Below are 23,704 nucleotides of genomic sequence, written 5' to 3'. Positions count from 1 at the left end.
GCGTCCCTGCCGCTTCGACCCGCACGCCTGCCAGCTGCAACAAGCCGCGCCAGTCCGCGAGATCGGCCTCGCGGGGCGCCGGCATAGGCCGTGCCATCGCCGCTGCGACGGTCCAGCGACAGCACCCGGTCAGCGGTGTGCCGTCCAGCTGGGGCCAGCGCGCAGCGCGGCGCGGACCCTGTCGCCACTGACCTGCAGGCGCACGTTGACCGCGGGATGTGGGCCTCGATGCCGAACGCGGGGCGATCACCGACAGCTTGCCGCCGACGACCTGCAATTCGCCCAGCGCCTCCAGGGTTTCGAACACGTCGCCGCCGGCCTTCTGCTGTCCCGGCAGACCGCGCACCTGCCAGCGTCCGTCGCGCGGCACGCTCCAGGGTCAGGTCGAGGCCGCGCAGGCGCAGCTCGGACAGCGCCTGTCCCGGCAGCAGGCCTTCGTAGATCGACACCAGCATCTCGGCATCGCCGACCACCACCGCATCGCGCCCGGGCCGATCCGCAGGTTGTCGAGCTTCAGCAGCGGCCCGCGCCGGGTCCACTCGGTCTCGACCCGGTCGAACGCGACCGGCCGGCCGCTGCGCTCGCTCAGCCACGCCGCGATCCGCTCGGGATGACGCTCGGCCAGCGGCAACAACTGGCTGGCCACGCCCAGCAGCAAGGCGACCAGCACCAGCGATACCGCCATGGCATAGCCGAGGCCGCGACGGGCCATGCGCAGGCGGCGGCGCATCGGGTCGGCATCAGGCCTCCGTCCCGCGACCGGGCAACGGCCCCGCACCCACCGGCCATGCGCTCATGCGCCGGGCCGTCCGGGGCGAACGCGCGCGAACCCCGCAACAGGTACCGCAAACTCCGCGGTCAGAGCAGCACCACATCGAACTGCTCCTGCGAGTACTGCTCGTCGGCCTGGAAACGGATGCTCTTGCCGAGGAATTCCTCCAGCTCGGCGACCGCCGCCGACTCCTCGTCGGTGATCCGCACCACCACCTGCGGCGAGGCGATCACCAGCAACCGCTGGGCGTCGAACTGGCGCACCTGGCGGACGATCTCGCGGAAAATTTCGTAGGTCACCGTTTCCGGCGTCTTCAGGGTGCCGCGGCCGCCGCACTCGTGGCAGGCCTCGCTGAGCTGGCGCTCCAGACTCTCGGTGGTGCGCTTGCGGGTCATCTCGACCAGGCCCAGCGGCGAGAACTCGTAGACGGTCGACTTGGCGTGATCGCGCGCCATCGCCTTCTCCAGCTGCCGCAGCACCTGGCGCCGATGCTCGGGATCGGTCATGTCGATGAAGTCGATGATGATGATCCCGCCCAGATTGCGCAGCCGCAGTTGGCGCGCGACCGACTGCGCGGCCTCCAGGTTGGTGCGGTAGACGGTCTCCTCGAGGTTGCGCTGGCCGAGGAAGGAACCGGTGTTGACGTCGATCGTGGTCATCGCCTCGGTCTGGTCGATGACCAGGTAGCCACCGGACTTCAGCGGTACCTGCTTGTCGAGCGCACGGCCGATCTCGTCCTCGACTCCGTACAGGTCGAAGATCGGGCGCGCGCCACTGTAGTGTTCGATCTTCTCGTCGAGCCCCGGCATGAACTGCGCGGCGAAGGTGCGCAGGCGCTCGCAGGTCTCGCGCGAATCGACCTTGACCCGTTCGACGTCCTTGCGCATCAGGTCGCGCACCGCGCGCATCGGCAGGCTCAGGTCCTCGTACACGCGCTCGCCGATCCGTGCCTTGGCGACCCGCGCCTCGATCAGGGACCAGGCCCGCCCGAGGTAGGCGATGTCCTCGGCCAGGGCCTCGGCCGGCTGGCTCTCGGCGTTGGTCCGGACGATGTAGCCGTGGGTCGGCGCCGGGCTGCCGTCGACCTCGCCCGCGGTGGCCGCGCCGGAACGCGCGGCGGCGCACTCGGCCGCACACCCGACCACCAGCGCCTTCAGCCGCGCACGCTCGTCCTCGTCCTCGATCCGCGCCGATACCCCGATCACCCGCGCCCTGGGCAGCAGCACCAGGTAGCGCGACGGGATGCTCAGCTGGGTGGTCAGGCGCGCGCCCTTGCTGCCGATCGGGTCCTTGACCACCTGCACGACGATCTCCTGGCCCTCGCGCAGCAGCTCGGTGATCGGCCGGGTCGGCGCCGGCGGCAACGGTGCCTCCTCGCCCTCGCCGTTGCTGACCGGAGGCGGCTTGGCGATGTCGGCCGCATGCAGGAACGCGGCGCGTTCCAGGCCGATCTCGATGAAGGCCGCCTGCATGCCGGGCATCACCCGCTGGACCTTGCCCTTGTAGATGTTGCCGACCACGCCGCGGCCCAGCCGCGCTCGATGTGCAGTTCCTGCAGCATGCCGTTCTCGACCACCGCGACGCGGGTCTCGCGCGGGGTGACGTTGACCAGGATTTCCTCGGTCATGCGACGCTCCCGGCCGCCGGCAGCAGCCCGAACCGCCGCAACAAGGCGTCGGTCTCGTACAGGGGCAGGCCCATCACCCCGGAGAAGCTGCCGTCCAGCCGCGACACGAACACCTCGGCCGCGCCCTGGATGCCGTAGGCGCCGGCCTTGCCGAAGGCCTCGCCGGTGGCGACATAGGCGGCGATGCGCGCCTCGTCGAGGCGATCGAAGCTCACCTTCGACTCCGATACGTCTCCAGCTCGCGTTCGGCCGAAACCAGCCACACCGCCGACACCACCCGATGGGTGCGTCCGGACAGCCTGCGCAGCATCGCCGCCGCGTCATCGGCATCGGCGGGCTTGCCGAACACCTCGTCGTCGAGGATCACCTCGGTGTCGGAGCCCAGCACCACCGCGCCGGGGTGGCGACGACCTCGAGCAGTCCGGCGCCGGCCTTCTCGCGCGCGACCCGGCGCACGTAGTCGTCGGCCGCCTCGCCGGGAAGGCGCTGTTCGGGGATATCCAGATCGATGGTGTCGAAGTCGACGCCCAGGCGGGCCAGCAGGGCGCGGCGGCGCGGGGATTTCGAAGCGAGATAGAGCATCAAGGCTCCCGGAACGGAAGGAAGCGGCGGACGACAGACCCGGCTTCCCGGAAACTGAATGGGCCCGGACGGCCCGCCCCTGAGACACGGCACGGACCCCTCAAGCACGGCCCGGCCGCCACATCACCATACGGTCCGGAAAGCATAACCCGCACTGACTGAGCGCCAGCCGATGCCGAATCGATAACCCCGACGCAGCTCACGCTCCGTTCACCCGTTCACCTCGTCCTACCGGATGAACAGGCATCGTCTGCGGATGATCCGCCTCGCCACCGGCCAGGCCTTGCCCCACCCCCTGATGGAGTCGAACATGCCCCAATCCCTCACCCGCCCCGCCTTCGCCGCCGCCCTCGCGATCGCCCTGACCCTGGGAGCCCTGCCCGCCATGACCGCCCACGCCCAGACTTCCGCCCCCCAAGCCAGCGCCGACGGCACCCTGCTGTCGATCAGCGCCGAAGCCGAGGCCAGGCGCGTGCCCGACATGGCGACCCTGTCGACCGGCGTGGTCACCCAGGCCGCCGACAGCAATGCCGCGATGCGCGCCAATGCCGAGCAGATGGAGCGGGTGGTCGCGGCGATCCGCAAGGCCGGCATCGCCGAGCGCGACGTCCAGACCAGCGGCGTGAACCTGCATCCGCAGTACCAGCACAACAACGACCGCGCGCCCACGATCACCGGCTACCAGGCCAGCAACACCGTCAACATCACCGTGCGCGACATCGGCAAGCTCGGCCAGGTGATGGATGCGCTGGTCGCGGCCGGCGCCAACCAGATCAACGGCCCCAGCTTCGATGTCGAGGACAAGGAGTCGGCCTACGACGAGGCCCGCCGCGCCGCGGTTGAAAAGGCCCAGGCCCGCGCCGGGATGTACGCCAAGACGCTGGGGCTGCGGGTCCGCCGCATCGTCAGCATCAGCGAAGGCGGCGACGGCTTTCCGCGGCCGATGCCGATGATGGCGATGGCGCGCGCCGGCAAGATGGCCGACACCCCGATCGCCGCCGGCGAGAGCAGCCTGTCGGTCAACCTCGACATCGTGTTCGAGCTGGGCCGGTGATCGCCGCCCGCCTCTTTCGGGAGGCGTGACGCACGACGATGCGAATTGCACAGGCCCGCTCCGGCGGGCCTCTTCGCATTGGCGGGCAGCGCCTCAACCCCGCCGGCCCGGGTCGCGCGTTCGTGATCCATACAGACCGCGAATGGAGGTGGCCGATGACCCCCAGCTTCCCCTTTGGACAGCAGCACGTCGAGCAGCAGCATGCCGATCCGCGCCACGGCGAAGGGTCGCGCTTCGAACGCTGGCGGGCCGCGCTGGCGGACGGCAACGGGCCGGACGTCAATCGCATACTGGCGATGGCGGCGATGATCGTCCTGCACCTGGTCGCGGTGATGCTGCTGTTGCGGCCACAGTCGATCGAGCCGGTCGAAGCGAAGCAGGAAACCATCCTGGTCGAGCCGATCAAGCTCGACCAACCGCCCCCGCCGCCGGTGCCGGTGCCGGTCGAACGCACGCCGACCGCTCCGGTGCGGCAGCCCAGTCCGCCGGTCCGGCAGCCCGACCCGCTGCCCGACAGCCAAGCGCCCGACATCCACGTTCCTCCCGTGGATGCGGTCGGCGAGACCACCGACGTCATCGCCGACAACGCGATCGACGACGGTCCGCCTGACCTGTCGCCGATGACCGGCGCCCGCCTCGCCTACGCCAGCGCGCCGGCGCCGCGCTATCCGGTCAAGGCGGTGCGGGAGGGCCGCAGCGGTACCGTCCTGCTGCAGGTCGTCGTCGACGAAGCCGGGCAGCCGATCGAGGTCACGGTCTCGCGCAGCAGCGGCCACCGCGACCTCGACCAGGCCGCGGTGCGCCAGGTGCTCAAGAGCTGGCGCTTCCAGCCGGCGACCCGCGACGGTCACCCGATCCGCGCGATCGGACTGGTGCCGGTCGACTTCAGGCTGTAACCGACCCGCCCCGCCGCTGCGGCGTTTGCACGGGCGAGCGACCGGGCTTTCATGGGGAGGCCCGGTCGCGGCTCACGCGCTCCTACGAAAAGCGATGCAGCACGGCCCCAACCCCCTGAGTAAGGGGGCGATTCGCATCGCAGATGCGAATGGGGTGTGGAAGCGCAACGGCGGGGCCCAAGGTTTGCGCAGCGAACCTTGGGAGATATCCGGGCGCAGCCGGATATCGTTCCCCCCTGACTCAGGGGGCTGGGTCATACGCCACCATCCCGTAGGAGCGGCGAGCCGCGATGAGGCTTTCCTCCTGGCGCCACCCGCTCAGGCGCGGTGATAGGGATGGTTGGCCAGCATCGCGGCGGCGCGGTAGAGCTGCTCGGCGACCAGCAGCCGCACCAGCATGTGCGGCAGGGTCGCCGGGCCCAGCGACCACGATTCGTCGGCCTGCGCCAGCACTTCCGGCGCATGCCCTTCCGGCCCGCCGACCAGGAAGGCGAGATCGCGCCCCTGGCCGCGCCAGTGCTCCAACCGTTGCGACAGTCGCTCCGAACTCCACGGCTTCCCGCGGCCGTCGAGGGTGACCACCAGCCCGCCCTTCGGCAGCGCGGCCAGCACCCGGCCGCCCTCGTCCTGCATCGCCCGGGCCGCATCGCGGTTCTTGCCGCGCATCCCCGGTGCGACCTCGACCAGCTCCAGCGGCAGCCAATGCGACAGCCGCTTGCGGTACTCCTCGAAGCCCTCGGTCACCCAGGCCGGGGGACGCTCCCCGACCGCGATCAACTTCGCCTTCATGGATTCGTCTCCATGTCGCGAATGTTACCGGTCGTGGTCACGGGAAGCCCGCGGGGATCGTTATCTGTGCGCCCTAGCGTCGGCGGCCCCCCGCTCCCTGTTCGCGGCCGTCGTGTTGTTCCCACTCTGGTCCCCCTGACCCCCCAGCCAGCAGAGTTCGCCGCCCGGGCCGCGCCATGGCCATCGGGCCCCGGCGCCTACAGTCCCGCCAGGCGCAGGCCCCCGCCCCCGCGCCACGACCCGCGTCAGCGAACCCGTCCCAGCCCCGCAACCGGTCGCCGACCTGAGCACCGGGCTGCCGCTGCTGCAGCTGCCGCAGGGCTTCAGCTACCGCTCGTTCGGCTGGACCGGCGACATGATGGCCGACGGCCAGCCCTGCCCGAGCAACCACGACGGCATGGCCGTGGTCCGCGCCTACACCCAGGGCCACCCGCGCCGCGGTCGCGGTCGCGGTCGTCCGCACGGCGCCGAGCTGGTGCTGGTCCGCAATCACGAACGCGGCGCGACCACGCCGATCCAGGCGGCGGGCATGTACGACACCGGCGACCTCGGTGGCGGCAGCGCGCCGGTGGCGGCACCACCAACCTGTTCTGGCGCGACGGCCAGTGGCAGGAGATGGAAGCCAGCCTCGGCGGCACCCTGGTCAACTGCGCCGGCGGCCCGACCCCATGGGGTACCTGGCTCAGCTGCGAGGAGATCAAGACCAATGCCAGCTCCAGCGAGGGCAAGAAGCACGGCTATGTGTTCGAGGTGCATCCGGAGGCCGAACGCACCAGCGGCCGTCCGCTGGTCGGCCTGGGCCGCTTCAGCCACGAGGCGGTCGCGGTAGACCCGCGCACCGGCATCGTCTATCTGACCGAGGACGACCGCAACAAGGCCGGTCTGTATCGCTTCATCCCCAACGATCGCTTCGGCCGCCACGGCTCGCTGGAGAACGGCGGCCGTCTGCAGGCCGCGCGCGTGCGCCGCAAGCCCAATGCCGACCTGACCGTCGCCAACATCGGCGACAGCTACTGGCTGGAATGGGTCGACATCCAGGACCCGGACATGGATTCGATCGCGGCTCCGGCCGGCTTCCCCGACATCGGCAGCGGCGACACCCTCAGCGGTCCGTTCGCCCAGGCCTGGGCCGAGGGCTGCCTGCGGATGAGCCGTGGCGAGGGGATCTGGTACGCGCACGGCCAGATGTTCATCGTCGACACCGCCACCGGCGTCGACAGCCAGGGCCGCCCGGGCCGTGGCGAGGGCGCGGTCTGGGTCCTCGACCTCTACAGCCAGCGGCTCAAGGCGCTGTTCGTCAGCGGCAACCCGTTGGCCGGCAACAATCCCGACAACATCACCGTCAGCCCGCGCGGCGGCGTGGTGCTGTGCGAGGACGGCGGCTCCAGTCCGGACAACTACGGCCCCGGCGCGCGCCTGCTCGGTCTGACCCGTCGCGGCGAATCGTTCTACCTGTGCAAGAACAACGTCGAGCTGACCGACAGCCAGATCGCCGGCGCCGACAAGGTGGTCGCCGAGGGCGACTACCGCAGCAACGAGTTCGCCGGCGCCTGCTGGGATCCGCACGGACGCACGATGTTCGTCAACATCCAGACCCGGGCATCACTTTCGCGATCACCGGCCCCTGGGCGCGCGGCGGACTCTGAACCCCGCGCGCAAACGCGAACGGCGCCCCTCGGGGCGCCGTTACGCTTCGGATCCTGCGATGGCCGGGCGCCTGCTCAGGCGTCCTGCGGCGCCTCGTCCGTGTCGGACTCCGGCGGCTGGTCGCCGACCGTCCACAGCCGCTCCAGCGCGTAGAACTCGCGCACCCCGCGCAGCATGATGTGGACGACCACATCGGCCAGGTCGACCAGCACCCACTCGGCCTCGCGCTCGCCTTCCACGCCCAGCGGCATGTAGCCCAACTGCTTGGCGTGCTTGACCACCTCGTCGGCGATCGACTTCACGTGGCGGGTCGAAGTGCCGGAGGCCACGACCATGAAGTCGGTGACGCTGCTCTTGCCGCGCACGTCGATCTCGACGACATCCTTGGCCTTGAGTGCCTCCCCGCATCGCGCACGGCGCTGAGCAGTTGCTCGGCGGCAGGAGGCGGATCGGGAATACGGGTCTTGATGACGTGGGCTTGGTTGCTCAAGTGCTCGCTCGGATGGTCGATTCAGGGACGTAGGGTGCGCGAGGATTATAGCGAAGCCCCTGCGGTCGCGCCGACCGCCAGGAACCCGGGTTCAGCAAGTTGAGCAAGACCGCCCGCGGTCCGCTAGCCGGAACCGCCGGCCCGCGAGCGCAGCGGCGCGCGACCGTACAGGCCATGCCGCTCGATATAGGCGGCCACCGCCGGCGGCAGGTCGCCGCGCCAGTCGCCACCCTCGCGCATCCGCCGCCGGATCCCGCTCGCCGAGGTATCCGACAGCGGCTGCCGCAACCGCCAGATCCGCCCGGCGGCGCCTGCTCCAGCGCCGACGGCGCTTCGGCCCAGCGCCCGGCCACCGCCTCGGCGAGTTGCTCCGGCAGTGCCCCGTCGATCGGACTGCCGGGACGCTCGGCGACGACGAAGTGGGCCAGTCCGAACAACTCCCGCCACTGCTTCCACGACGGCAGCCCGAGGAAGCTGTCGGCGCCGACCAGCAATGCCACCGGCCGCCGTGGGCCGATCTCCTCACGCAGCGCGCGCAGGGTGTCGGCGGTCCAGGAACGGCCATCGCGCTCCAGCTCGCGACGATCGACCCGCAGGCCCGGTTCGCCGGCCACCGCGATATCCAGCATCCGGGCCCGCTGCAGGGCGTCGGCGCCGGGCGGCGGACGGTGCGGCGGATCGGCGGCCGGCATCAGCCGCACCGGGGTTCCCAGCGTGTCGCGTGCGGCACGCGCGATCGCCAGATGCCCGTTGTGGATCGGGTCGAAGGTACCCCGTAGATCAGCCAAAGGTTCATGGCGACGGCGCCCTCAGGCCGCGGTCGCGGTCAGCAGCCGCACCGCCTTGGGATCGGCCACCGCCAGCAGCAGCCGCTCCAGTCCCAGCCACGGATCGCCGGCCTCGCGCCCCTTGACCATCCGGTCGACCTTGCCGGCGACGCCGACGAAGGCCTCCCAGCGCGGCGCCGGATGACGCTGCAGCGCGCGCCGGTAGACCGACTGCTTGGAATCCCAGATCCGCTGCGCCTTGAACTCGGCGCCGAGATTGCCGCCCGCCGCCGCGACCCGTGCCAGCGATGCGGCGCGCTGCAGCTCCATCACCATGCCCCATCAGCCGGCACCGCAACGCCTTCGCCGCGGAGTCCGGCGAGCATCCGCGACACCTGCACCGGCTGCCCGTTCAGGGGCATCGACCAGGCGGAACACGTCGTAGCGCGCGGCATCGGCGACCAGCGCCTGCATCCGCGCCAGGTCCAGCGGTGCCTTGTCGGCACCGGCCAGCAGCGCCAGTTTCTCGATCTCCTGCGCGGCGGCGAGCAGGTTGCCCTCGACCCGGTCGGCCAGCAGTTGCACCGCGTCGCGGTCGGCGGAGAGCCCATGCCCGCGCAGCCTGCGCTCGATCCACTCGGGCAGCTCGTGCGGCTTGATCGGCCAGGCCACGGCGACATGACCGATCCGCCCGATCGCCTCGCTCCATTTTCCGGCGTGCTTCTTGCTCCACTCGCCCGCGGTCACCAGCAGGGTGACGTCGGCGGCGGGCGCGGCGCAGAAATCGCTGATCACCGCCGCCCCGTCCTTGCCCGGCTTGCCGGTCGGCAACCGCAGCTCGACCAGGCGACGGCTGGCGAACAGGCTCGGGGCGTTGAAACTCGCCTCCAGCGCCGCCCAGTCCGGCTCGCGCTGGTTGCCCTCGGCCTCGAACACCTCACGCTCGCTCACGCCCTGCGCACGGGCGGCGGCGCGCACCGCATCGGCCGCCTCCAGCACCCGCAGCGGCTCGGCGCCGGCGATCAGATAGGCCGGTTTCAGCGGCTCGGACTCGAGCCGGCTGGCCAGTTGCTCCGGCTTGAGCTCCACGACTCAGCGACCGTCGCCCGCCGGCTCCGGCTCGGCTGCGCCAACACTGGCCGGCGACGCGGCCGGCGCCGGCATCTCGAGCGGAGCGGTCGCCTCGGCCGGCAAGGCGGCGGCGCCGGACGCGGCGAACTCGCGCCGGGCAACCATCGATGCGGCGCAGGATCGACGCGGTCATCTCGCGCCGCAACTCCTTGACCAGCACGTCGCGCTCGCCCTCGGTACCGATCGAATTGGTCGGGACCGAGATGTAGTCGCGGGCGAGTTCGACCGCCTGGCGCGGCAGGATCGGAACCCCGTCGCGCCCGCGCACCTCGAAGATCACCGCGTAGCGCAGGCTGTATTCCTGCGCGCGGCCGCGCGCGTCCACGCTGATCGGGGTGTCGCCCCAGCGCTCGGCGACCAGGTCGAGCACCGCGGTGTCGACGGCGTCGCCGGGCGCGATTTCGGCGCCCGAACGCACCAGCGCCTGCGCCAGGCTCTCGGCCAGCGGGCTGTAGCGGTCGGCGGAAACGACCTTCACCGGCCCCAGATCGGGCGGCAGCACCAGGGCGTTGCGCAGATGGAAACCACAGGCCGACAGGGCCAGCACGAGGACAACGGCGAGAAGGCGTGAAGTCATTCGCGAAGTCTGGACGACACCGCCCCCTCCATCAATAGCCGCGGCGCCGTTCAGCCCCAGGCGCACGGGAAACGCCGCCGACAGCCGCCGACGCACGCTTCAGCCCGCGACGATGTTGACGATCTTGCCCGGCACCACGATCACCTTGCGGATGCTCAGGCCATCGACGTACAGGGCGACGTTGGGCTCGGCCAGCGCGGCCGACGTTGACCGGATGGTGCCGCGCAACTTGCCGTTGACCTGCACCGCCAGCTTCACCGAGTCGCGCACCAGCGCGGCGGTGTCGACCGCCGGGAACGCCACGTCCTCCAGCAGGCCCTCGGGATGGCCCAGTACCTGCCACAGCGCGTGGCTGACGTGCGGGGTCACCGGATTGAGCATCAGCACCATCGCCTGCAGGACCTCGTGGCGCACCGCGCGGCCGGCGTCGCTCATGTCGGAGAACTTCGCGACCGCGTTGAGCAGCTCCATCAGCGCGGCGATCGCGGTGTTGAAGCTGTGGCGGCGGCCGTAGTCGTCGCCGACCTTCTGGATGGTCTCGTGCAGCTGCCGGCGCAGCGCCTTCTGGCCGGCGTCCAGCGCGACACCGTCGGCCAGTAGCGCGGCGACGTCCGGGTGATCCGGCTGCGAGGCATGGGTGACGACCTCGCGCCAGAACCGGCGCAGGAACCGCGCCATGCCCTCCACGCCGGGCCTCGTTCCACTCCAGCGACTGCTCCGGCGGCGCGGCGAACATCGAGAACAGGCGCACGGTGTCGGCGCCGTACTTGCCGACCATCTCGCGCGGGATCGACGCCGTTGTTCTTGGACTTCGACATCTTCTCGGTGCCGCCGATCACCACCGGCAGGCCGTCGGCCTTCAAGGTCGCGCCGGTGATCCGGCCCTTGTCGTCGCGGGCGATCTCGACCTCGGCCGGGTTTGATCCAGTCCCTGGAACCGTCGTCGTTCTCGCGATAGAAGGTCTCGGCGATCACCATGCCTGGGTCAGCAGGTTGTGCACCGGCTCGTCGCTGTCGACCAGGCCCTGGTCGCGCATCAGGCGATGGTAGAAGCGGAAGTACAGCAGGTGCAGGATCGCGTGTTCGATGCCGCCGATGTACTGGTCGATCGGCATCCAGTAGTTGGCGCGCTGGTCGACCATGTCCCGCCGCGCCCGGGCTGGTGTAGCGGTGCATGTACCAGCTCGACTCCATGAAGGTGTCGAAGGTGTCGGTCTCGCGCTCGGCGTCGCCGCCGCACTGCGGGCAGGTCGTCTTCCGCCATTCGGGATCGGACTTGATCGGCGAGGCGACCCCGCTGAACTCCACGTCCTCCGGCAGCAGCACCGGCAGTTGGTCCTCCGGCACCGGCACGTCGCCGCAGCGCGGGCACAGGATCACCGGGATCGGACAGCCCCAGTAGCGCTGACGGCTGACGCCCCAGTCGCGCAGGCGATAGTTGACCCGGCGGCGGCCGCGGTCCTCGGCCTCGAAGCGGGTCGCCAGCGCGTCCAGCGCCTGGTCGAAGTCCATGCCGTCGAACGCGCCGGAATTCACCAGCCAGCCGCGTTCGGTGTAGGCGCCCTCCTCCTCGATCGCGCGGATGAAGTCCTGGATGACCTGCACCGCGGCGCCCGGTGTCGTAGACGTCGATCGCGGCACCGTTGCCCAGCGCGGCGGCCATCGCGTCGTCGTGCTTGTCGAGGTGGCGGCCGATCTCCGCGAGCGCGTCGCGCACGCTCGCCGATGCGATCACCGGACGGATCGGCAGGTGGTAGCGCTTGGCGAACTCCCAGTCGCGCTGGTCGTGGCCGGGCACCGCCATCACCGCGCCGGTGCCATAGCCCATCAGCACGAAGTTGGCGACGTAGACCGGCACCTCCTCGCCGCTGATCGGGTGCAACGCGCGCAGGGCCGGTGTACATGCCGCGCTTTTCCTGGGTTTCCAGCTCGGCCTCGGACACCCCGCCCTGGCGCAGCTCGGCGATGAAGTCGGCCAGCGCCGGATTGCCGGCGGCGGCATGGGCGGCCAGCGGATGCTCGGCGGCTATCGAGACGAAGGTGACGCCCATCAGGGTGTCGGGACGGGTGGTGTAGACCTCCAGCGGCTCGACCGCGTTGCCGTCCTCGTCGACGACGTCGAAGCGGATCTCCAGGCCCTCGCTGCGGCCGATCCAGTTGCGCTGCATGGTCTTGACGCGTCGGGCCAGCCGGTCAGCGTGTCCAGGCCGTCGAGCAGTTCCTGCGCGTAGTCGGTGATCTTCAGGAACCACTGCGGGATCTCGCGCTTTTCCACCAGCGCGCCGGTGCGCCAGCCACGACCGTCGATCACCTGCTCGTTGGCCAGCACGGTCTGGTCGACCGGGTCCCAGTTGACCACCGCGTTGCGACGGTAGGCCAGGCCCTGCTTCATCAGCCGCACGAACATGCGCTGCTCGTGCACGTAGTAGCCCGGCTGGCAGGTGGCGAACTCGCGCGACCAGTCGATCGCGTAGCCCATCTGCTGCAGCTGCGCCTTCATGTGCTCGATGTTGGCGTAGGTCCACTTCGCCGGCGCGGTGCGGTTCTTGATCGCGGCGTTCTCGGCCGGCAGGCCGAACGCGTCCCACCCCATCGGCTGCAGCACGTTGAAGCCGGTCATCCGCTTGTAGCGGCTGATCACGTCGCTGATGGTGTAGTTGCGCACGTGGCCCATGTGCAGCGCGCCGGACGGGTACGGCAGCATCGACAGGCAGTAGTACTTGGGCTTGTCGGAGGCTTCGTCGACCTCGAAGGCGCCGGTCCCCGACCAGAAGCGCCGGGCGGCGTCCTCGATCGGCTGCGGTTCGTAGGGTCGGGATTCGCGGGCTGATTCGCTGGCGGCTTCGGTGGACACGGCACGGGCTTGGCAACAGGGGACCGGAAAGCCTACCGCAGCGCAGCATGGGCCGCCACGCGTGGCCGCCCCGGGTCGCCCGCCCGGACCGGCCGGCCCGCTCAGCGGGCGAGGATCCGCACCGCCACCTCGCGCCCCAGCAGACAGGCGGCCAGCAGTTCCCAGCGCAGCCCGTCGCGCTCGACCCGTTCCTCGAACGCCCGCAACTCGTGCGCCTCGTAGCCCGGATAGCCGAGCATGTCGTCGAACACGATCACGCTGCCGGCCCGCAGCCGCGGCGCGACCGCCTCCAGCACGGTACGGGTCGAGCTGTAGATGTCGCAGTCCACGTGCAGCAGCCGCACCGGCCCCGGATGCGCGTCCAGGAACGGCGGCAGGGTCTGCTCGAACCAGCCCGGGTGCAGGGTCACATTGTCGGCGACCCGCGGCAGCCGGCCGGCGGTGCTGTAGCTGCCCGCGCCCTCGCCCGCCTTCCAGTCCTCCGGCAGCCCCTGGAAGCTGTCGAAACCGTGCACCGGCTGGTCGAGGCGAGCGGCGATATGGTCCAGCGAACGACCGAAGTAGACCCCGCACTCGATCGCCAGCCCCGCGCCGGTGGCCGCCTCGATGCCCCGCTCAAGCACCCGCGAGGGCAGACCGAAGTGGCGGCCCGGACCGTCCGCGTGGCGGCATGCCCACCGCAGCGCCTGCCAGCGCGCGCGCCGGCCCGGATCCAGGCGCGGGTCCGCCAGGACCGCTTCGATCGTTTCCTGCGAACGGTCCCCGGCCACGATATCCAGCGCCAGCGCGTAATCCGCGCAGACCGGGTCGTCGCGCAGCGGCGACAGCCTTGTCCGCGCCCGCTCCAGTGCGCCGGGCACCTCGGCCAGGGCCGCGCGCAGGGCGATCTGCGGGTCCTGCGGATGCGCCCGCAGCGCCGTTTCCAGCGCCACCGCCTCGTCCTCGCGCAGCGCCAGCATCGAGGCCGCCCGCAGCAGCGCCAGATGGGTGGCGGCCAGCTCAGGCGCGCGGTCGCGGGCCTCGACGAACCTCGGCCAGGCCTCGCGATACTCGCCGCAACGCCATAGCCCCTGCGCCAGCTCCAGCGCGCTGCGCGCCGACGGCGCCAGCCGGTGACTGCGAATCAGGCCGGCCAGCCATTCGCGGCGGGCGCGGTCGAGGGAGCTGGGGGCAGGCGTGCTTGCGGGCGTGGGACTGTCCATGCCCACAAGGGTACGCCGGGCGGAGTCACCCGGGCATCGCCGGCGCCCATGGCGACCGGCCTATGCCCCGCCCGGGGCGCTCGGTTAGGCTCGGGCGCACTCCCGTCCATCGTCGAACACGGAATCCAAGCCCATGCGCGTGCCCGTCGCCTGCCTCGCGATCGCCCTGATCAATGCCGTCGCCACCCTCCAGCCGGCGGCCGCCCAGTCTCCGGCAGCAGTCAGCGACAGTGGCACCCCGCTCACCCTGCACTGCGGCCGCGTGTTCGACGCGCGCAGTGGCCAGGTGCTCGGCCCGCATACCCTGCTGGTGCGCAACGGCCGGATTGAACAGGTGATCAGCGGCGGCAATGCCGACGTGCTCGGGGTGGAGTCGGTCGACCTGCGCGATCGCACCTGCAGCCCCGGCTGGACCGACCTGCACGTGCACATGGCCAGCCAGTCCAGTCCGCAGAGCTACTCCGAGGGCTTCCGCCTCGATCCGGTCGACTTCGCCTACCGCTCGGTCGGGTATGCCCGCAAGACCCTGATGGCGGGCTTCACCAGCGTCCGCGACCTCGGCGGCGAGGTCGCCCCGCACCTGCGCGACGCGATCAACCAGGGCCTGGTCGAAGGGCCGCGGATCTGGGCCGCGGGCAAGTCGATCGCCACCACCGGCGGCCACGCCGACCCGACCAACGGCTACAACGACGCGCTGTCGCACCTGATCGGCCCGCCCGGCCCCACCGAGGGCGTGATCAACTCGCTCGACGATGCACGCCAGGCGGTGCGCCAGCGTTACAAGGACGGCAGCGACGTGATCAAGATCACCGCCACCGGCGGCGTGCTGTCCTACGCCAAGTCCGGGGACGCCCCGCAGTTCACCGTCGACGAGGTCCGCGCCGTGGTCGACACCGCCAACGACTACGGCTACCGCGTCGCCGCCCATGCCCATGGCGAGGAAGGCATGTACCGCGCGGTCGCCGGCGGCGTGACCAGCATCGAGCACGGCACCTACATGAGCGACCGGGTGATGAAGCTGATGAAGGAAAAGGGCACCTGGTACGTGCCGACGGTCTACGCCGGCCGCTTCGTCGCCGACAAGGCCAGGATCGACGGCTACTTCCCGGACGTGGTGCGCCCCAAGGCGGCGCGTATCGGTGCTCTGATCCAGGACACCGCCGGCAAGGCCTACCGCAACGGCGTCAAGATCGCCTTCGGCACCGACATGGGCGTCGGCCCGCATGGCGACAATGCGCGCGAGTTCGTCTACATGGTCGAGGCCGGCATTCCCGCCGCGGTCGCGCTGCAGTCGGCGACGATCCGCGCCGCCGAAGTGCTCGGGGTCGACGACCAGGGCGAGCTGGCGCCGGGCATGCGCGCCGACGTGATCGCGATGCCCGGCAACCCGGTCGAGAACATCGAGACGGTGATGGCGGTGGACTTCGTGATGAAGGACGGCGTGGTCTACCGGAAGCCCTGACCCGCGCAGCCCTGTAGGAGAGGCGTAAGCCGCGACAGGGCTTTCATGCGACCGTTCAATCGCGGCTTGCCCCGCTCCTACGGGATGGAGCCAGCCGCCTGAGCGCGCGCCGCGCGAATGGGGGTGCGCAGGCGCAACAGCTCGGGCCCTGGGTTTGCGGAGCAAACTTCTGGGATTCTCCCGCGCAGCCCGGGATCGCGGCTTACGCCGCTCCTACGGGATGATGAAGGTGTCTGGCCCAAGGAGGTCGCGGCCCACGCCGCTCCTACGCCCCGCGCCGCATCGGTATACCGCAGGCCAGGTAGCCACCGAGCCAGGCGACGATCGCCAGCCGTCCCGCCAGTGCCGGCCACAGGCCGGCGCGCGCGGCGAGCACGCCGGCAAGCAGCAACAGCACCGACAGCAGCAGCCCGACACCGGCCCGGCGCCACCGCGCCTGCCGCATCAACGTCGGCACCAGCAGCGCGCCCGCGCCAAGGTGGGCGATCCACCACAACATCCAGCCCAGCGCGTGGCGGCGGCTGTCGGGTCCCTCCAGATCGTGCGGATCCAACGGCCACACGCCCTGGCCCGCGAACGCAAGCGCCGACAACAGCAGCAGCCAGGCGCCGATACGGGCGCCGAACCCGGCCCGGCCCGACAGGCATTCGCGCAGGGCGGCCGCCTGCGCCGCCAGCAGCAGCCCGGGCAGGATCCAGGCCAGCACATTGAAGAGGCCGGCAGCGTCCATGCCGCGCGCCCCGAGCAGGGCCAGCGGATGCCGCGCGTGCGAATAACCGTCCGCGGCCAGTCCGAAGCCCACCGCGGCCAGCAGCAGCGACGCCGCCGCCAGGATCGGCGCCCAGGAAAGCCGGTGAACGAACCCTGTCTTCATCCGCACATGCTAGGGCCTGCGGCGTCCGTTGCGACAGCGGTGGGCAACCCGACCACCTTGCATCGCCGGTACCCGCCCCCATCTCGGCAGCAAATCCGCCTTCCGCGAGCCCATCGATGACCCCCGACACCGCCCCGCCCGCCCACGTGTTCGATGTCACCACCGACAGCTTCGAGACCGCGGTCCTGCAGCGCTCGATGCAGACGCCGGTGCTGGTGGACTTCTGGGCCGAATGGTGCGGCCCGTGCAAGAGCCTGGGGCCGATACTGGAAAAGCTGGCCCGCGACTACGGCGGCGCCTTCGAGCTGGCGAAGATCGATGTCGACAAGGAGCCGCAGCTGGCCGGGGCGTTCCAGGTCCGCTCGATCCCGACCCTGTTCCTGCTCAAGGGCGGCCAGGTCGTCGACGCGGTTCCCGGCGCGCTGACCGAGGGCCAGTTGCGCGAATTCTTCGCCCACCATGGCATCGAGCCCGCGGTCTCGATTGCCGGTGCCGATGAGGAAGCCGGCGCCGAGGATGCCGCGCCGGTGCCGGTCGATCCGCGAGCCGAGGCCGAGCGCCTGCGCGGCGAGATCGCCGCGGCGCCGGACCAGGACGAGCTCAAGCTCGACCTCGCCCTGGCCCTGCTCAAGACCGGCGAGACCGCCGAGGCGCAGACCCTGCTCGATGGCCTGCCCGCCAATCTGGCCACCGACGATCGCACCCTGAGCGCCCGCGCCCGCCTGGACTTTGCCGCCCTGCTCAAGGACGCGCCGGCACTTGAAGCGCTGCAGACGGCGATCGCCGGCGACCCGGGCGACCTGCGCGCCCGCCACCTGCTCGGCACCCGCCACCTGGTCGGCGGCGACGACGAGGCGGCGCTGGAGCAGTTCCTGGAGATGCTGCGCCGCGACCGCGATTTCGACGGCGGACTGCCGCGCAAGGCACTGATCGACGCGTTCCGGGTCATCGAGGACGCCGCCCTGGTCGGCAGCTACCGTCGCAAGATGTCGTCGGTGCTGTTCTGAAACCGGGACTCGGGACTCGGGACTCGGGACTCGGGACTCGGGACTCGGGACTCGCGGAGCGTAGCTCGGGCAAGCCCGAAGGACGCATCCGGGGCCGGTGCCGGTCTCGGGGACGAGACGGCGAAAGCCTCGTAGGAGCGGCGTAAGCCGCGATCCCCGGGCTGCGCCCGGGAATCCCCAAAGTTTGCTTCGCAAACCTTGGGCCCCGCCGTTGCGTCTCCACACCCCCATTCGCGCTACGCGCCACATGCTTTCTTCTGATTCGCACCTGAGGCGCGAATCGCCCCCTGACTCAGGGGGCTGGGCCATCCGGGCGGGCACCGACTTTGACAATACGCATGCGTATGGCAAGCTGGCGCCCCACTCCGCCGTCGGTTCCGCGCATGAAAGCCAGCACCCTGCGCCGGGTCCTCAACTTCTGGCCCCCGTTCCTGTTCAGTGGGGTCCACGTGATTTCGATCGCCGACGACTATCGCCATGCCGAAGTCGAGCTGCGGCTGCGTCCGTGGAACCGCAACTATGTCGGCACCCACTTCGGCGGCAGCCTGTTCGCGATGACCGACCCGTTCTGGATGCTGCTGGCGATGAACGCGCTGGGCCGCGACTACATCGTCTGGGACAAGGCCGGCTCGATCGAGTTCGTCAGGCCCGGCCGTAGCCACGTGCGGGCGCGCTTCGACCTGGACGATGCGGTGCTCGATGAACTGCGTGCGGCCACCGCCGACGGCGACAAGACCCTGCGCTGGTTCGACACCGAGGTGGTCGACGACGACGGCGAGGTCGTCGCGCGGGTCCGCAAGCAGTTGTACGTGCGACGCAAGCGCGACCGCTGAGCCGGGTCAGCGCATCCGCGGCAACGGCACCTGCCAATGGCTGCCGTCCTTCGCGTCGTACAGCTCGATCCGCAGGCTGCGCCCGTCCTCGCCAAGCTCGATCCGTCGCGCCGGGCTGCGCATCGTCACCGGCCGCGAGGCCAGCCGGGTCGCCACCGGACGCCGATCGTCGCGGTTCTCGCGCAGCCACACCAGTGCCGCCATCAGTTTCAGCCGCATGCCATGGTCCTGGGTGCGGCGCAGGTAGTCGGAATAGGCCGGCCCCGCGATCGAGGTCAGGGTGCAACCGAAGAAGTTGGACAGGCACTCGAATTCCTGTGAGCGCTCCGGCACCGCCTCCCCGATCGGTTTGTCGGCGGCGATCAGCGACTGCCCGCGCGCGTCGCAGCCCAGGGAAAGATTCTCGGCGGCGCGCCCTTCGGTCGCGCTCCGATCGTAGGCCAACGCGTAGTACCACGGCATCGGCGTGCCGGCGGCGCTGGGATCGCGGATCAGCACCCGTTGCATCGCGAACTCGCCCTTGATCGCCTCGCAGACCCCGACCTCGCCTTCAACGGGCGGGGCGAACGCGGCCATGCATCCAGCCGGCAACGGCGTATCGGCCGGCAGCTCGGCCAGCATGTCGGCGAACAGTTCCGAATAGCCGCGCACGGCATTGATCGCCAGCATGCTGATCACCAGCGAATCCGAGTTCGGCACCAACCGCCGCCAGCCCGCCGCGCTGTGGCATACGCCCGCCAGCGCGGCCGCGCTGTCTCCCTGCACGAAGTCAAGCGCATGCGAGGTCATCGGAATCCGCAGCAGGGCGTTGAGCCGGCCTGGAAACGGCGCATGCAGGTGCGCTGGAAACCCATTGGCGTAGTGGCCGTACCCGCCCAGCGTGTCGGCCTGGGCCAGCACCTGCTCCAACGGCCGCAAGCGCTGCGCATAGCCATCGGCATCGTCGCCGACCCGCTGCAGGCAGCCAGGCTCCTGTGGCGAACACCATGCCGTATCGCTGCTATCGACGGTTGCCAGCAGGTCCTCGAAATCCGCCGCGATGCCGGAATCGAATCCCGTCGCTTCGAGATCCTCGCCGGCATCGAGCCGACTCCGGAACCGCTCGACATCCGTCGCGGCGGCCGCTTGCACCCGGTCCTGCGGGACCCGGTAACCGAACGTCCACAGCGCCGGGAACGCATTGCTACCGGACACCGGCTTCGGCGTCGCCAGACGCTCGACCAGGTCCATCCGTTCGGCATTGCGCCCCATCGCCCGCGAGACCAGGAACAGGCCCGCCCCCACTGCCACCACCGCCACTGCCACTACCGCCAGGCACTTCAAAAGCCTACGCATGGAACTCCATTTCCCTGTGTTTCCCTGTGTTTCCCTGTCTTGCTTGGCACGGCTGCTCGGCGCCGCTTCCGCCGCCACGCGCAAGCATGACAACCATCCCATTTTAGCCGCCCGCCGGACGCTGGCCATACCCGGATCTGCCCGAAAGCCTTCCCCCGACATCCGATCTGGGTATGCTCTGGAGTCCGCAACAGGGGGCGGGCAATGGCTTCATACGCGTCCAGCAACGACATCGGTTCAGTGCCATTTCCGGAAATCGACGGATACCGGCTGGTGCGCGTGCTCAACCACGGTTCGGCATCGACCGTGTATCTGGGCGAACAGGTGTCCCTGTCGCGCCAGGTCGCGATCAAGGTGATGATGCCGCAGGCGCTGGGCGACGAAGTCAGCCGCCGCCGCTTCGAGAACGAGGTGCGCACGATCGCCCGACTCGAGCATCCGCACGTGGTCGGCATCCACGAAGTCGGGCGCACCCACAGCGGCCTGCCCTACTACGCGATGCCGTACATGCCACGCGGCCACCTTGGCCAGCGCAGCTTCCGCAAGCAGGTCGCGGTCGGCGACGAGGCGCGGGTGATCTCGATCGTCCGCGCGCTGCTGTCGGCACTGGAATACGCGCACGGCAACGGGGTCGTGCATCGCGACGTCAAGGCCGAGAACGTGTTGTTCGACGACGTCGACCGGCCGCTGCTGGCCGACTTCGGCATCGCCCTGCGCCGCGGTTACGGGCCGCGCGTGACCGCCACCGGGCTGGCGGTCGGCAGCACCGCCTACATGGCGCCCGAGCAGGCCCGCGGCGAAGAGGTCGATGGCCGCGCCGACCTCTACAGTCTCGCGGTGCTGATCTGGGAGATGCTCACCGGCGAACTGCCCTACCGCGCCTCCGACGCGCTGTCGATGGCGGTGATGCACGCCCAGGACCCGATTCCGAAGCTGCCGCTGGGGCTGCGTCACTGGCAGCGTTTCATGCAGCGGGCGCTGGCCAAGGCGCCGTCCGCCCGCTTCCAGGATGTCGCCCAGATGCGCGCGGCCATCGACCGGATCGAAACCCGGCGCACCTGGCCCGGACACGCCCTGCTGCGCCAGGCCACCGCGCCGCTGGCGCGCCACGCGCCCCTGGTCCTCGGCGCGGCACTGGCGCTGCCGGCCCTCGGCCTGCTGGCCTGGTGGCTGGGCAACAGCGAGCACGAAGGGTTCTTCACCGCCGAGCCGGAGGCGGTCGCGCCGGTCGAGGTGGTCGACCCGACCGTGTCGATGCTGCGCCCGCTGCCCGAGGCGCCGCTGCAGGTCGCGCTGGAGAACGCGCGCCGGCAGCTGGACGAGCACAACCTGACCGCGCCTGAAGGCGACAATGCCCTGGCCAGCGTGATCGAGGCCGCCCAGCTGGAACCGGCCAACGAGAACGTCCACGCCCTCGCCGACGAACTGGCGCGCGCGCTGACCGGGGAGCTGGTGTCCAACCTGCGCGGCGGTCGTTTCGACCGCGCCCGCGACTACCAGCAGCATATCGATGCCCTGACCGCCCAGGTCGGGCAGTTGGAACCGGCCCTGCTGAAGGAAAAACAAGATCAGGTCGGCGCCGCGCTGACCGCCCGGATCGATGCCTCGATCGCCGGCAACGACCGCGCCTCCGCGACCCGGATCGCGGCGCTCGCCCCCGACTTCGGCGTGCCCTCGGCCGAATCGGCGCGATTGGCCGAGCACGCCAGGTCGGCACAGCCGGCGACGACCGCCGCGGCCGAGCCCGAACCCGGGGCGGCCGCGTCAGGCGGTTCCGGACTGCAGCGCCGTCCGGTCACCGTGGCCGACTACAGCCGGTTCGCCGAGGCCACCGGCCGCAAGCCTAGCCTGTGCCGCGAACGCGGATCGCTGCTGCGGGTCCTCGCGCCCCGCGACTACCGCTCGCCCGGCTTCGACCAGAACGGCAACTCGCCGGTGGTCTGCGTCTCGATGGTCGATGCCGAGGCCTATGCGCTGTGGCTGAGCCAGCAGAGCGGACACAAGTACCGGATCCCGACCCAGGCCGAGTCGCGCGCGACCGCCGCGGTCGTCAGTGGCCGCGAGTTGTCGCTGTGGCAACGCGACTGCGGCCGCGACTGCAACAAACGCCGGGTCGATGGCCGCTCCTGGCGCAGCAACGACGGCTCCCGCCTGCTGCAGTCCTCGCGCGGCTTCGACGACGTCGGCTTCCGCCTCATCCGCGAGAACTGATGCCGTTCCGGCGCGGCAACGCGCCGGTACACGGCCGCGCCCGTACAATCCGGACATGCGCATCCATACCCTGCAAAGGCTGTTCCTCACCGGTCTGCTGACCCTGCTGCCCCTGTGGCTGACCTGGGTCGTGATCAAGTTCGTGTTCGTCCTGCTGACCGACGTGAGCAAGCCCTTCGTGGCGCCGTTGCTGGGGCAGGTCGCGGCCAGCGCGCCGCACACGCTGGGCTGGGTCGACGACCCCTGGCTGCAGACCGCGCTGGCCCTGCTGGCGACGCTGGGCGTGATCCTGCTGTCGGGGGTGATGGCGCGGCGGGTGTTCGGTCAGCGGATGCTGCGCTGGATGGAGTCGCTGATCGAGCGGATCCCCTTCGCCAGCACGGTCTACGGCAGCGCGCGCAAGCTGCTGGACATCCTGCAGACCAAGCCCGACGGTACCCAGCGGGTCGTGCTGGTCGACTTTCCGCACACGGAGATGAAATCGATCGGCTTCGTCACCCGGGTGCTGAAGGAACACGGCAGCGGCCGCGAACTGGCCGCGGTCTACGTGCCGACCACGCCCAACCCGACCTCCGGTTACCTGGAGATCGTCCCGGTCGAGAAGATCACCCCGACCGACTGGAGCGTCGACCAGGCGATGGCCTTCATCATCTCCGGCGGCGCGGTATCGCCGGAAAGCATTCCGTTCAGCCCGCCCGCGACGGCGGCTCCGGAGGCGCCGACATCGCGCTGAGCGGGCCGGTACTGGAGGACCGCACGACCCGGCTGTTCATCGGCCTGGCGGCGTTCTTCTGCGTCAACGCCGCGCTGGCCGAGTTCATCGGGGTCAAGATCTTCGCCCTGGAGGACACGCTCGGCATCGCGCCGCTGCAATGGGACCTGTTCGGCCAGAGCGGTTCGCTGAGCTTCACCGCCGGCACCCTGCTGTGGCCGATCGTGTTCCTGATGACCGACGTCATCAACGAATTCTTCGGCCAGCGCGGCGTGCGCTTCATTTCCTGGCTGGCGGCCGGACTGATCTGCTACGGCTTCGTGTTCGCGTTCGCGGCGATCTCGCTGGCCCCGGCCGACTGGTGGGTCGGCGCCGCCGCCGATCGCGGCGTGCCCGACTACCAGGCCGCGTTCGCGGCGGTGTTCGGACAGGGGATGTGGACGATCGGCGGCTCGCTGGTCGCGTTCATGCTCGGCCAGCTGATCGACGTGGCGGTGTTCCACCGCATCCGCCGCGCCACCGGCGAGCGCTGGGTATGGTTGCGCGCGACCGGATCGACCGCGGTGTCGCAGCTGGTCGACAGTTTCGTCGTTCTCTACATCGCCTTCGTGCTCGGCCCGCAGCAGTGGCCGACCTCGTTGTTCCTGGCGGTCAGCACGGTCAACTACGGCTACAAGATGCTGGCGGCGTTCGCGCTGATCCCGCTGATCTATCTGGTTCGGGCCGGCATCACCGGCTATCTGGGGCGCGAACGCGCCGCCGAACTGCGCGGACAGGCCAGCGCCTGAGCGATGCCCCGCCGCCCGGTCGGCATGACCAAAGGCCCATGCCCGTCCCCGGCGCAATCCCGATGCTGGAGCATTGCGTGTCCCGTCCCGAGCC

At 70.5% G+C, this 23,704-nt stretch carries 15 protein-coding genes and 7 pseudogenes; 9 read left to right on the top strand and 13 right to left on the bottom strand.

Annotated elements, in window-relative coordinates; genetic code table 11:
• Positions 1–379: 379 nt before the first annotated feature.
• The 4 genes and pseudogenes from C9I47_RS18260 to C9I47_RS18250 form a co-directional block, all read right to left on the bottom strand.
• The gene (locus tag C9I47_RS18260) at positions 380–730 is read right to left on the bottom strand and encodes a hypothetical protein (RefSeq protein WP_223250300.1); all 351 of its coding nucleotides are present in this window, start codon (positions 728–730) and stop codon (positions 380–382) included.
• 128 nt (positions 731–858) lie between these two features.
• On the bottom strand, positions 859–2,292 hold the full coding sequence (rng, locus tag C9I47_RS06010; RefSeq protein ID WP_407067504.1) for a ribonuclease G: 1,434 nt from the start codon (positions 2,290–2,292) through the stop codon (positions 859–861).
• The gene (locus tag C9I47_RS18255) at positions 2,253–2,399 is read right to left on the bottom strand and encodes a hypothetical protein (protein WP_407067503.1); all 147 of its coding nucleotides are present in this window, start codon (positions 2,397–2,399) and stop codon (positions 2,253–2,255) included. Before C9I47_RS18255 ends, rng begins: the two co-directional genes overlap by 40 nt.
• Positions 2,396–2,981 (bottom strand): annotated as a pseudogene (locus C9I47_RS18250) (Maf family protein). The gene C9I47_RS18255 and the pseudogene C9I47_RS18250 overlap by 4 nt, the downstream one beginning before the upstream one ends.
• 310 nt (positions 2,982–3,291) lie before the next feature.
• Between C9I47_RS18250 and C9I47_RS06000 the strand changes: the two are divergent.
• Together C9I47_RS06000 and C9I47_RS05995 are read left to right on the top strand one after the other, a co-directional pair.
• Positions 3,292–4,035, top strand: a complete 744-nt coding sequence (locus C9I47_RS06000) for an SIMPL domain-containing protein (protein WP_111267992.1) — start codon at positions 3,292–3,294, stop codon at positions 4,033–4,035.
• Positions 4,036–4,190: 155 nt separating this feature from the next.
• Entirely contained in the window at positions 4,191–4,931 is a 741-nt protein-coding gene (locus C9I47_RS05995) for an energy transducer TonB (RefSeq protein WP_111265941.1), read from the top strand.
• Between the two features lie 318 nt (positions 4,932–5,249).
• Here the strand turns inward: C9I47_RS05995 and rlmH are convergent, their stop codons facing one another.
• Positions 5,250–5,720 carry a 23S rRNA (pseudouridine(1915)-N(3))-methyltransferase RlmH gene (rlmH, locus tag C9I47_RS05990; RefSeq protein ID WP_111265940.1) on the bottom strand — a complete coding sequence of 157 codons (471 nt, stop codon included), beginning with the start codon at positions 5,718–5,720 and terminating at the stop codon, positions 5,250–5,252.
• A gap of 197 nt (positions 5,721–5,917) precedes the next feature.
• Here rlmH and C9I47_RS05985 point away from each other — a divergent pair.
• Positions 5,918–7,366: pseudogene (locus C9I47_RS05985) on the top strand (alkaline phosphatase PhoX); the annotation flags it as partial.
• 75 nt (positions 7,367–7,441) lie between these two features.
• On the opposite strand, the pseudogene rsfS reads toward C9I47_RS05985, so the two are convergent.
• The 6 genes and pseudogenes from rsfS to C9I47_RS05955 all read right to left on the bottom strand — a co-directional run bounded on the left by rsfS (position 7,442) and on the right by C9I47_RS05955 (position 14,388).
• A pseudogene (gene rsfS, locus C9I47_RS05980) lies at positions 7,442–7,857 on the bottom strand (ribosome silencing factor).
• Between the two features lie 123 nt (positions 7,858–7,980).
• Positions 7,981–8,645, bottom strand: a pseudogene (gene nadD, locus C9I47_RS05975) (nicotinate-nucleotide adenylyltransferase).
• Positions 8,646–8,666: 21 nt separating this feature from the next.
• A pseudogene (gene holA, locus C9I47_RS05970) lies at positions 8,667–9,713 on the bottom strand (DNA polymerase III subunit delta).
• 3 nt (positions 9,714–9,716) lie between these two features.
• Positions 9,717–10,332 (bottom strand): annotated as a pseudogene (locus C9I47_RS05965) (LPS-assembly lipoprotein LptE).
• A 99-nt stretch (positions 10,333–10,431) separates the two neighbouring features.
• Positions 10,432–13,186, bottom strand: a pseudogene (gene leuS / locus C9I47_RS17855) (leucine--tRNA ligase).
• Between the two features lie 101 nt (positions 13,187–13,287).
• Positions 13,288–14,388 carry a class I SAM-dependent methyltransferase gene (locus C9I47_RS05955; protein WP_111265939.1) on the bottom strand — a complete coding sequence of 367 codons (1,101 nt, stop codon included), beginning with the start codon at positions 14,386–14,388 and terminating at the stop codon, positions 13,288–13,290.
• Positions 14,389–14,521: 133 nt separating this feature from the next.
• Between C9I47_RS05955 and C9I47_RS05950 the strand changes: the two genes are divergently transcribed.
• Positions 14,522–15,850: a metal-dependent hydrolase family protein gene (locus C9I47_RS05950; protein ID WP_111265938.1), complete on the top strand. Its 1,329-nt coding sequence runs from the start codon at positions 14,522–14,524 to the stop codon at positions 15,848–15,850.
• 265 nt (positions 15,851–16,115) lie between these two features.
• Here the strand turns inward: C9I47_RS05950 and C9I47_RS05945 are convergent, their stop codons facing one another.
• On the bottom strand, positions 16,116–16,724 hold the full coding sequence (locus C9I47_RS05945) for a DUF998 domain-containing protein (RefSeq protein ID WP_111265937.1): 609 nt from the start codon (positions 16,722–16,724) through the stop codon (positions 16,116–16,118).
• 116 nt (positions 16,725–16,840) lie between these two features.
• Between C9I47_RS05945 and trxA the strand changes: the two genes are divergently transcribed.
• Together trxA and C9I47_RS05935 are read left to right on the top strand one after the other, a co-directional pair.
• Positions 16,841–17,731, top strand: coding sequence for a thioredoxin (gene trxA, locus C9I47_RS05940; RefSeq protein WP_111265936.1), 891 nt, complete (start codon positions 16,841–16,843; stop codon positions 17,729–17,731).
• A gap of 383 nt (positions 17,732–18,114) precedes the next feature.
• Positions 18,115–18,564 carry a DUF4442 domain-containing protein gene (locus tag C9I47_RS05935; protein ID WP_111265935.1) on the top strand — a complete coding sequence of 150 codons (450 nt, stop codon included), beginning with the start codon at positions 18,115–18,117 and terminating at the stop codon, positions 18,562–18,564.
• A 6-nt stretch (positions 18,565–18,570) separates the two neighbouring features.
• Here C9I47_RS05935 and C9I47_RS05930 read toward each other — a convergent pair whose 3' ends face one another.
• The gene (locus tag C9I47_RS05930) at positions 18,571–19,899 is read right to left on the bottom strand and encodes a hypothetical protein (protein WP_145985434.1); all 1,329 of its coding nucleotides are present in this window, start codon (positions 19,897–19,899) and stop codon (positions 18,571–18,573) included.
• Between the two features lie 204 nt (positions 19,900–20,103).
• On the opposite strand from C9I47_RS05930, the gene C9I47_RS05925 reads away from it, so the two are divergent.
• From C9I47_RS05925 to C9I47_RS05915, 3 genes are read left to right on the top strand one after another with little or no spacing between them, the layout of a single operon-like run.
• On the top strand, positions 20,104–22,110 hold the full coding sequence (locus tag C9I47_RS05925; protein WP_111265933.1) for a bifunctional serine/threonine-protein kinase/formylglycine-generating enzyme family protein: 2,007 nt from the start codon (positions 20,104–20,106) through the stop codon (positions 22,108–22,110).
• A gap of 55 nt (positions 22,111–22,165) precedes the next feature.
• Positions 22,166–22,843 (top strand): DUF502 domain-containing protein, encoded by a 678-nt coding sequence (locus C9I47_RS05920; protein WP_111265932.1) that lies wholly within the window; start codon positions 22,166–22,168, stop codon positions 22,841–22,843.
• Complete coding sequence (locus tag C9I47_RS05915) at positions 22,834–23,610, top strand: queuosine precursor transporter (protein WP_111267991.1); 777 nt, start codon at positions 22,834–22,836, stop codon at positions 23,608–23,610. The genes C9I47_RS05920 and C9I47_RS05915 overlap by 10 nt, the downstream gene beginning before the upstream one ends.
• Positions 23,611–23,704: the final 94 nt, after the last annotated feature.

It is taken from the genome of Marilutibacter maris (assembly GCF_003233695.1).
GTDB classification, from domain to species: Bacteria; Pseudomonadota; Gammaproteobacteria; order Xanthomonadales; family Xanthomonadaceae; genus Marilutibacter; species Marilutibacter maris.
Note: the sequence above shows the minus strand (reverse complement) of the source record. Positions and strands in the feature narration are given on the sequence as shown.

What these genes read in the sequence shown, in the direction of transcription:
- C9I47_RS18260 (WP_223250300.1), bottom strand. Translation starts at nt 730, where the DNA reads ATGCGCCGCCGCCTGCGCATGGCCCGTCGCGGCCTCGGCTATGCCATG.
- C9I47_RS18255 (WP_407067503.1), bottom strand. Translation starts at nt 2,399, where the DNA reads ATGACCGAGGAAATCCTGGTCAACGTCACCCCGCGCGAGACCCGCGTC.
- C9I47_RS06000 (WP_111267992.1), top strand. Translation starts at nt 3,292, where the DNA reads ATGCCCCAATCCCTCACCCGCCCCGCCTTCGCCGCCGCCCTCGCGATC.
- C9I47_RS05995 (WP_111265941.1), top strand. Translation starts at nt 4,191, where the DNA reads ATGACCCCCAGCTTCCCCTTTGGACAGCAGCACGTCGAGCAGCAGCAT.
- rlmH (WP_111265940.1), bottom strand. Translation starts at nt 5,720, where the DNA reads ATGAAGGCGAAGTTGATCGCGGTCGGGGAGCGTCCCCCGGCCTGGGTG.
- C9I47_RS05955 (WP_111265939.1), bottom strand. Translation starts at nt 14,388, where the DNA reads ATGGACAGTCCCACGCCCGCAAGCACGCCTGCCCCCAGCTCCCTCGAC.
- C9I47_RS05950 (WP_111265938.1), top strand. Translation starts at nt 14,522, where the DNA reads ATGCGCGTGCCCGTCGCCTGCCTCGCGATCGCCCTGATCAATGCCGTC.
- C9I47_RS05945 (WP_111265937.1), bottom strand. Translation starts at nt 16,724, where the DNA reads ATGAAGACAGGGTTCGTTCACCGGCTTTCCTGGGCGCCGATCCTGGCG.
- trxA (WP_111265936.1), top strand. Translation starts at nt 16,841, where the DNA reads ATGACCCCCGACACCGCCCCGCCCGCCCACGTGTTCGATGTCACCACC.
- C9I47_RS05935 (WP_111265935.1), top strand. Translation starts at nt 18,115, where the DNA reads ATGAAAGCCAGCACCCTGCGCCGGGTCCTCAACTTCTGGCCCCCGTTC.
- C9I47_RS05930 (WP_145985434.1), bottom strand. Translation starts at nt 19,899, where the DNA reads ATGCGTAGGCTTTTGAAGTGCCTGGCGGTAGTGGCAGTGGCGGTGGTG.
- C9I47_RS05925 (WP_111265933.1), top strand. Translation starts at nt 20,104, where the DNA reads ATGGCTTCATACGCGTCCAGCAACGACATCGGTTCAGTGCCATTTCCG.
- C9I47_RS05920 (WP_111265932.1), top strand. Translation starts at nt 22,166, where the DNA reads ATGCGCATCCATACCCTGCAAAGGCTGTTCCTCACCGGTCTGCTGACC.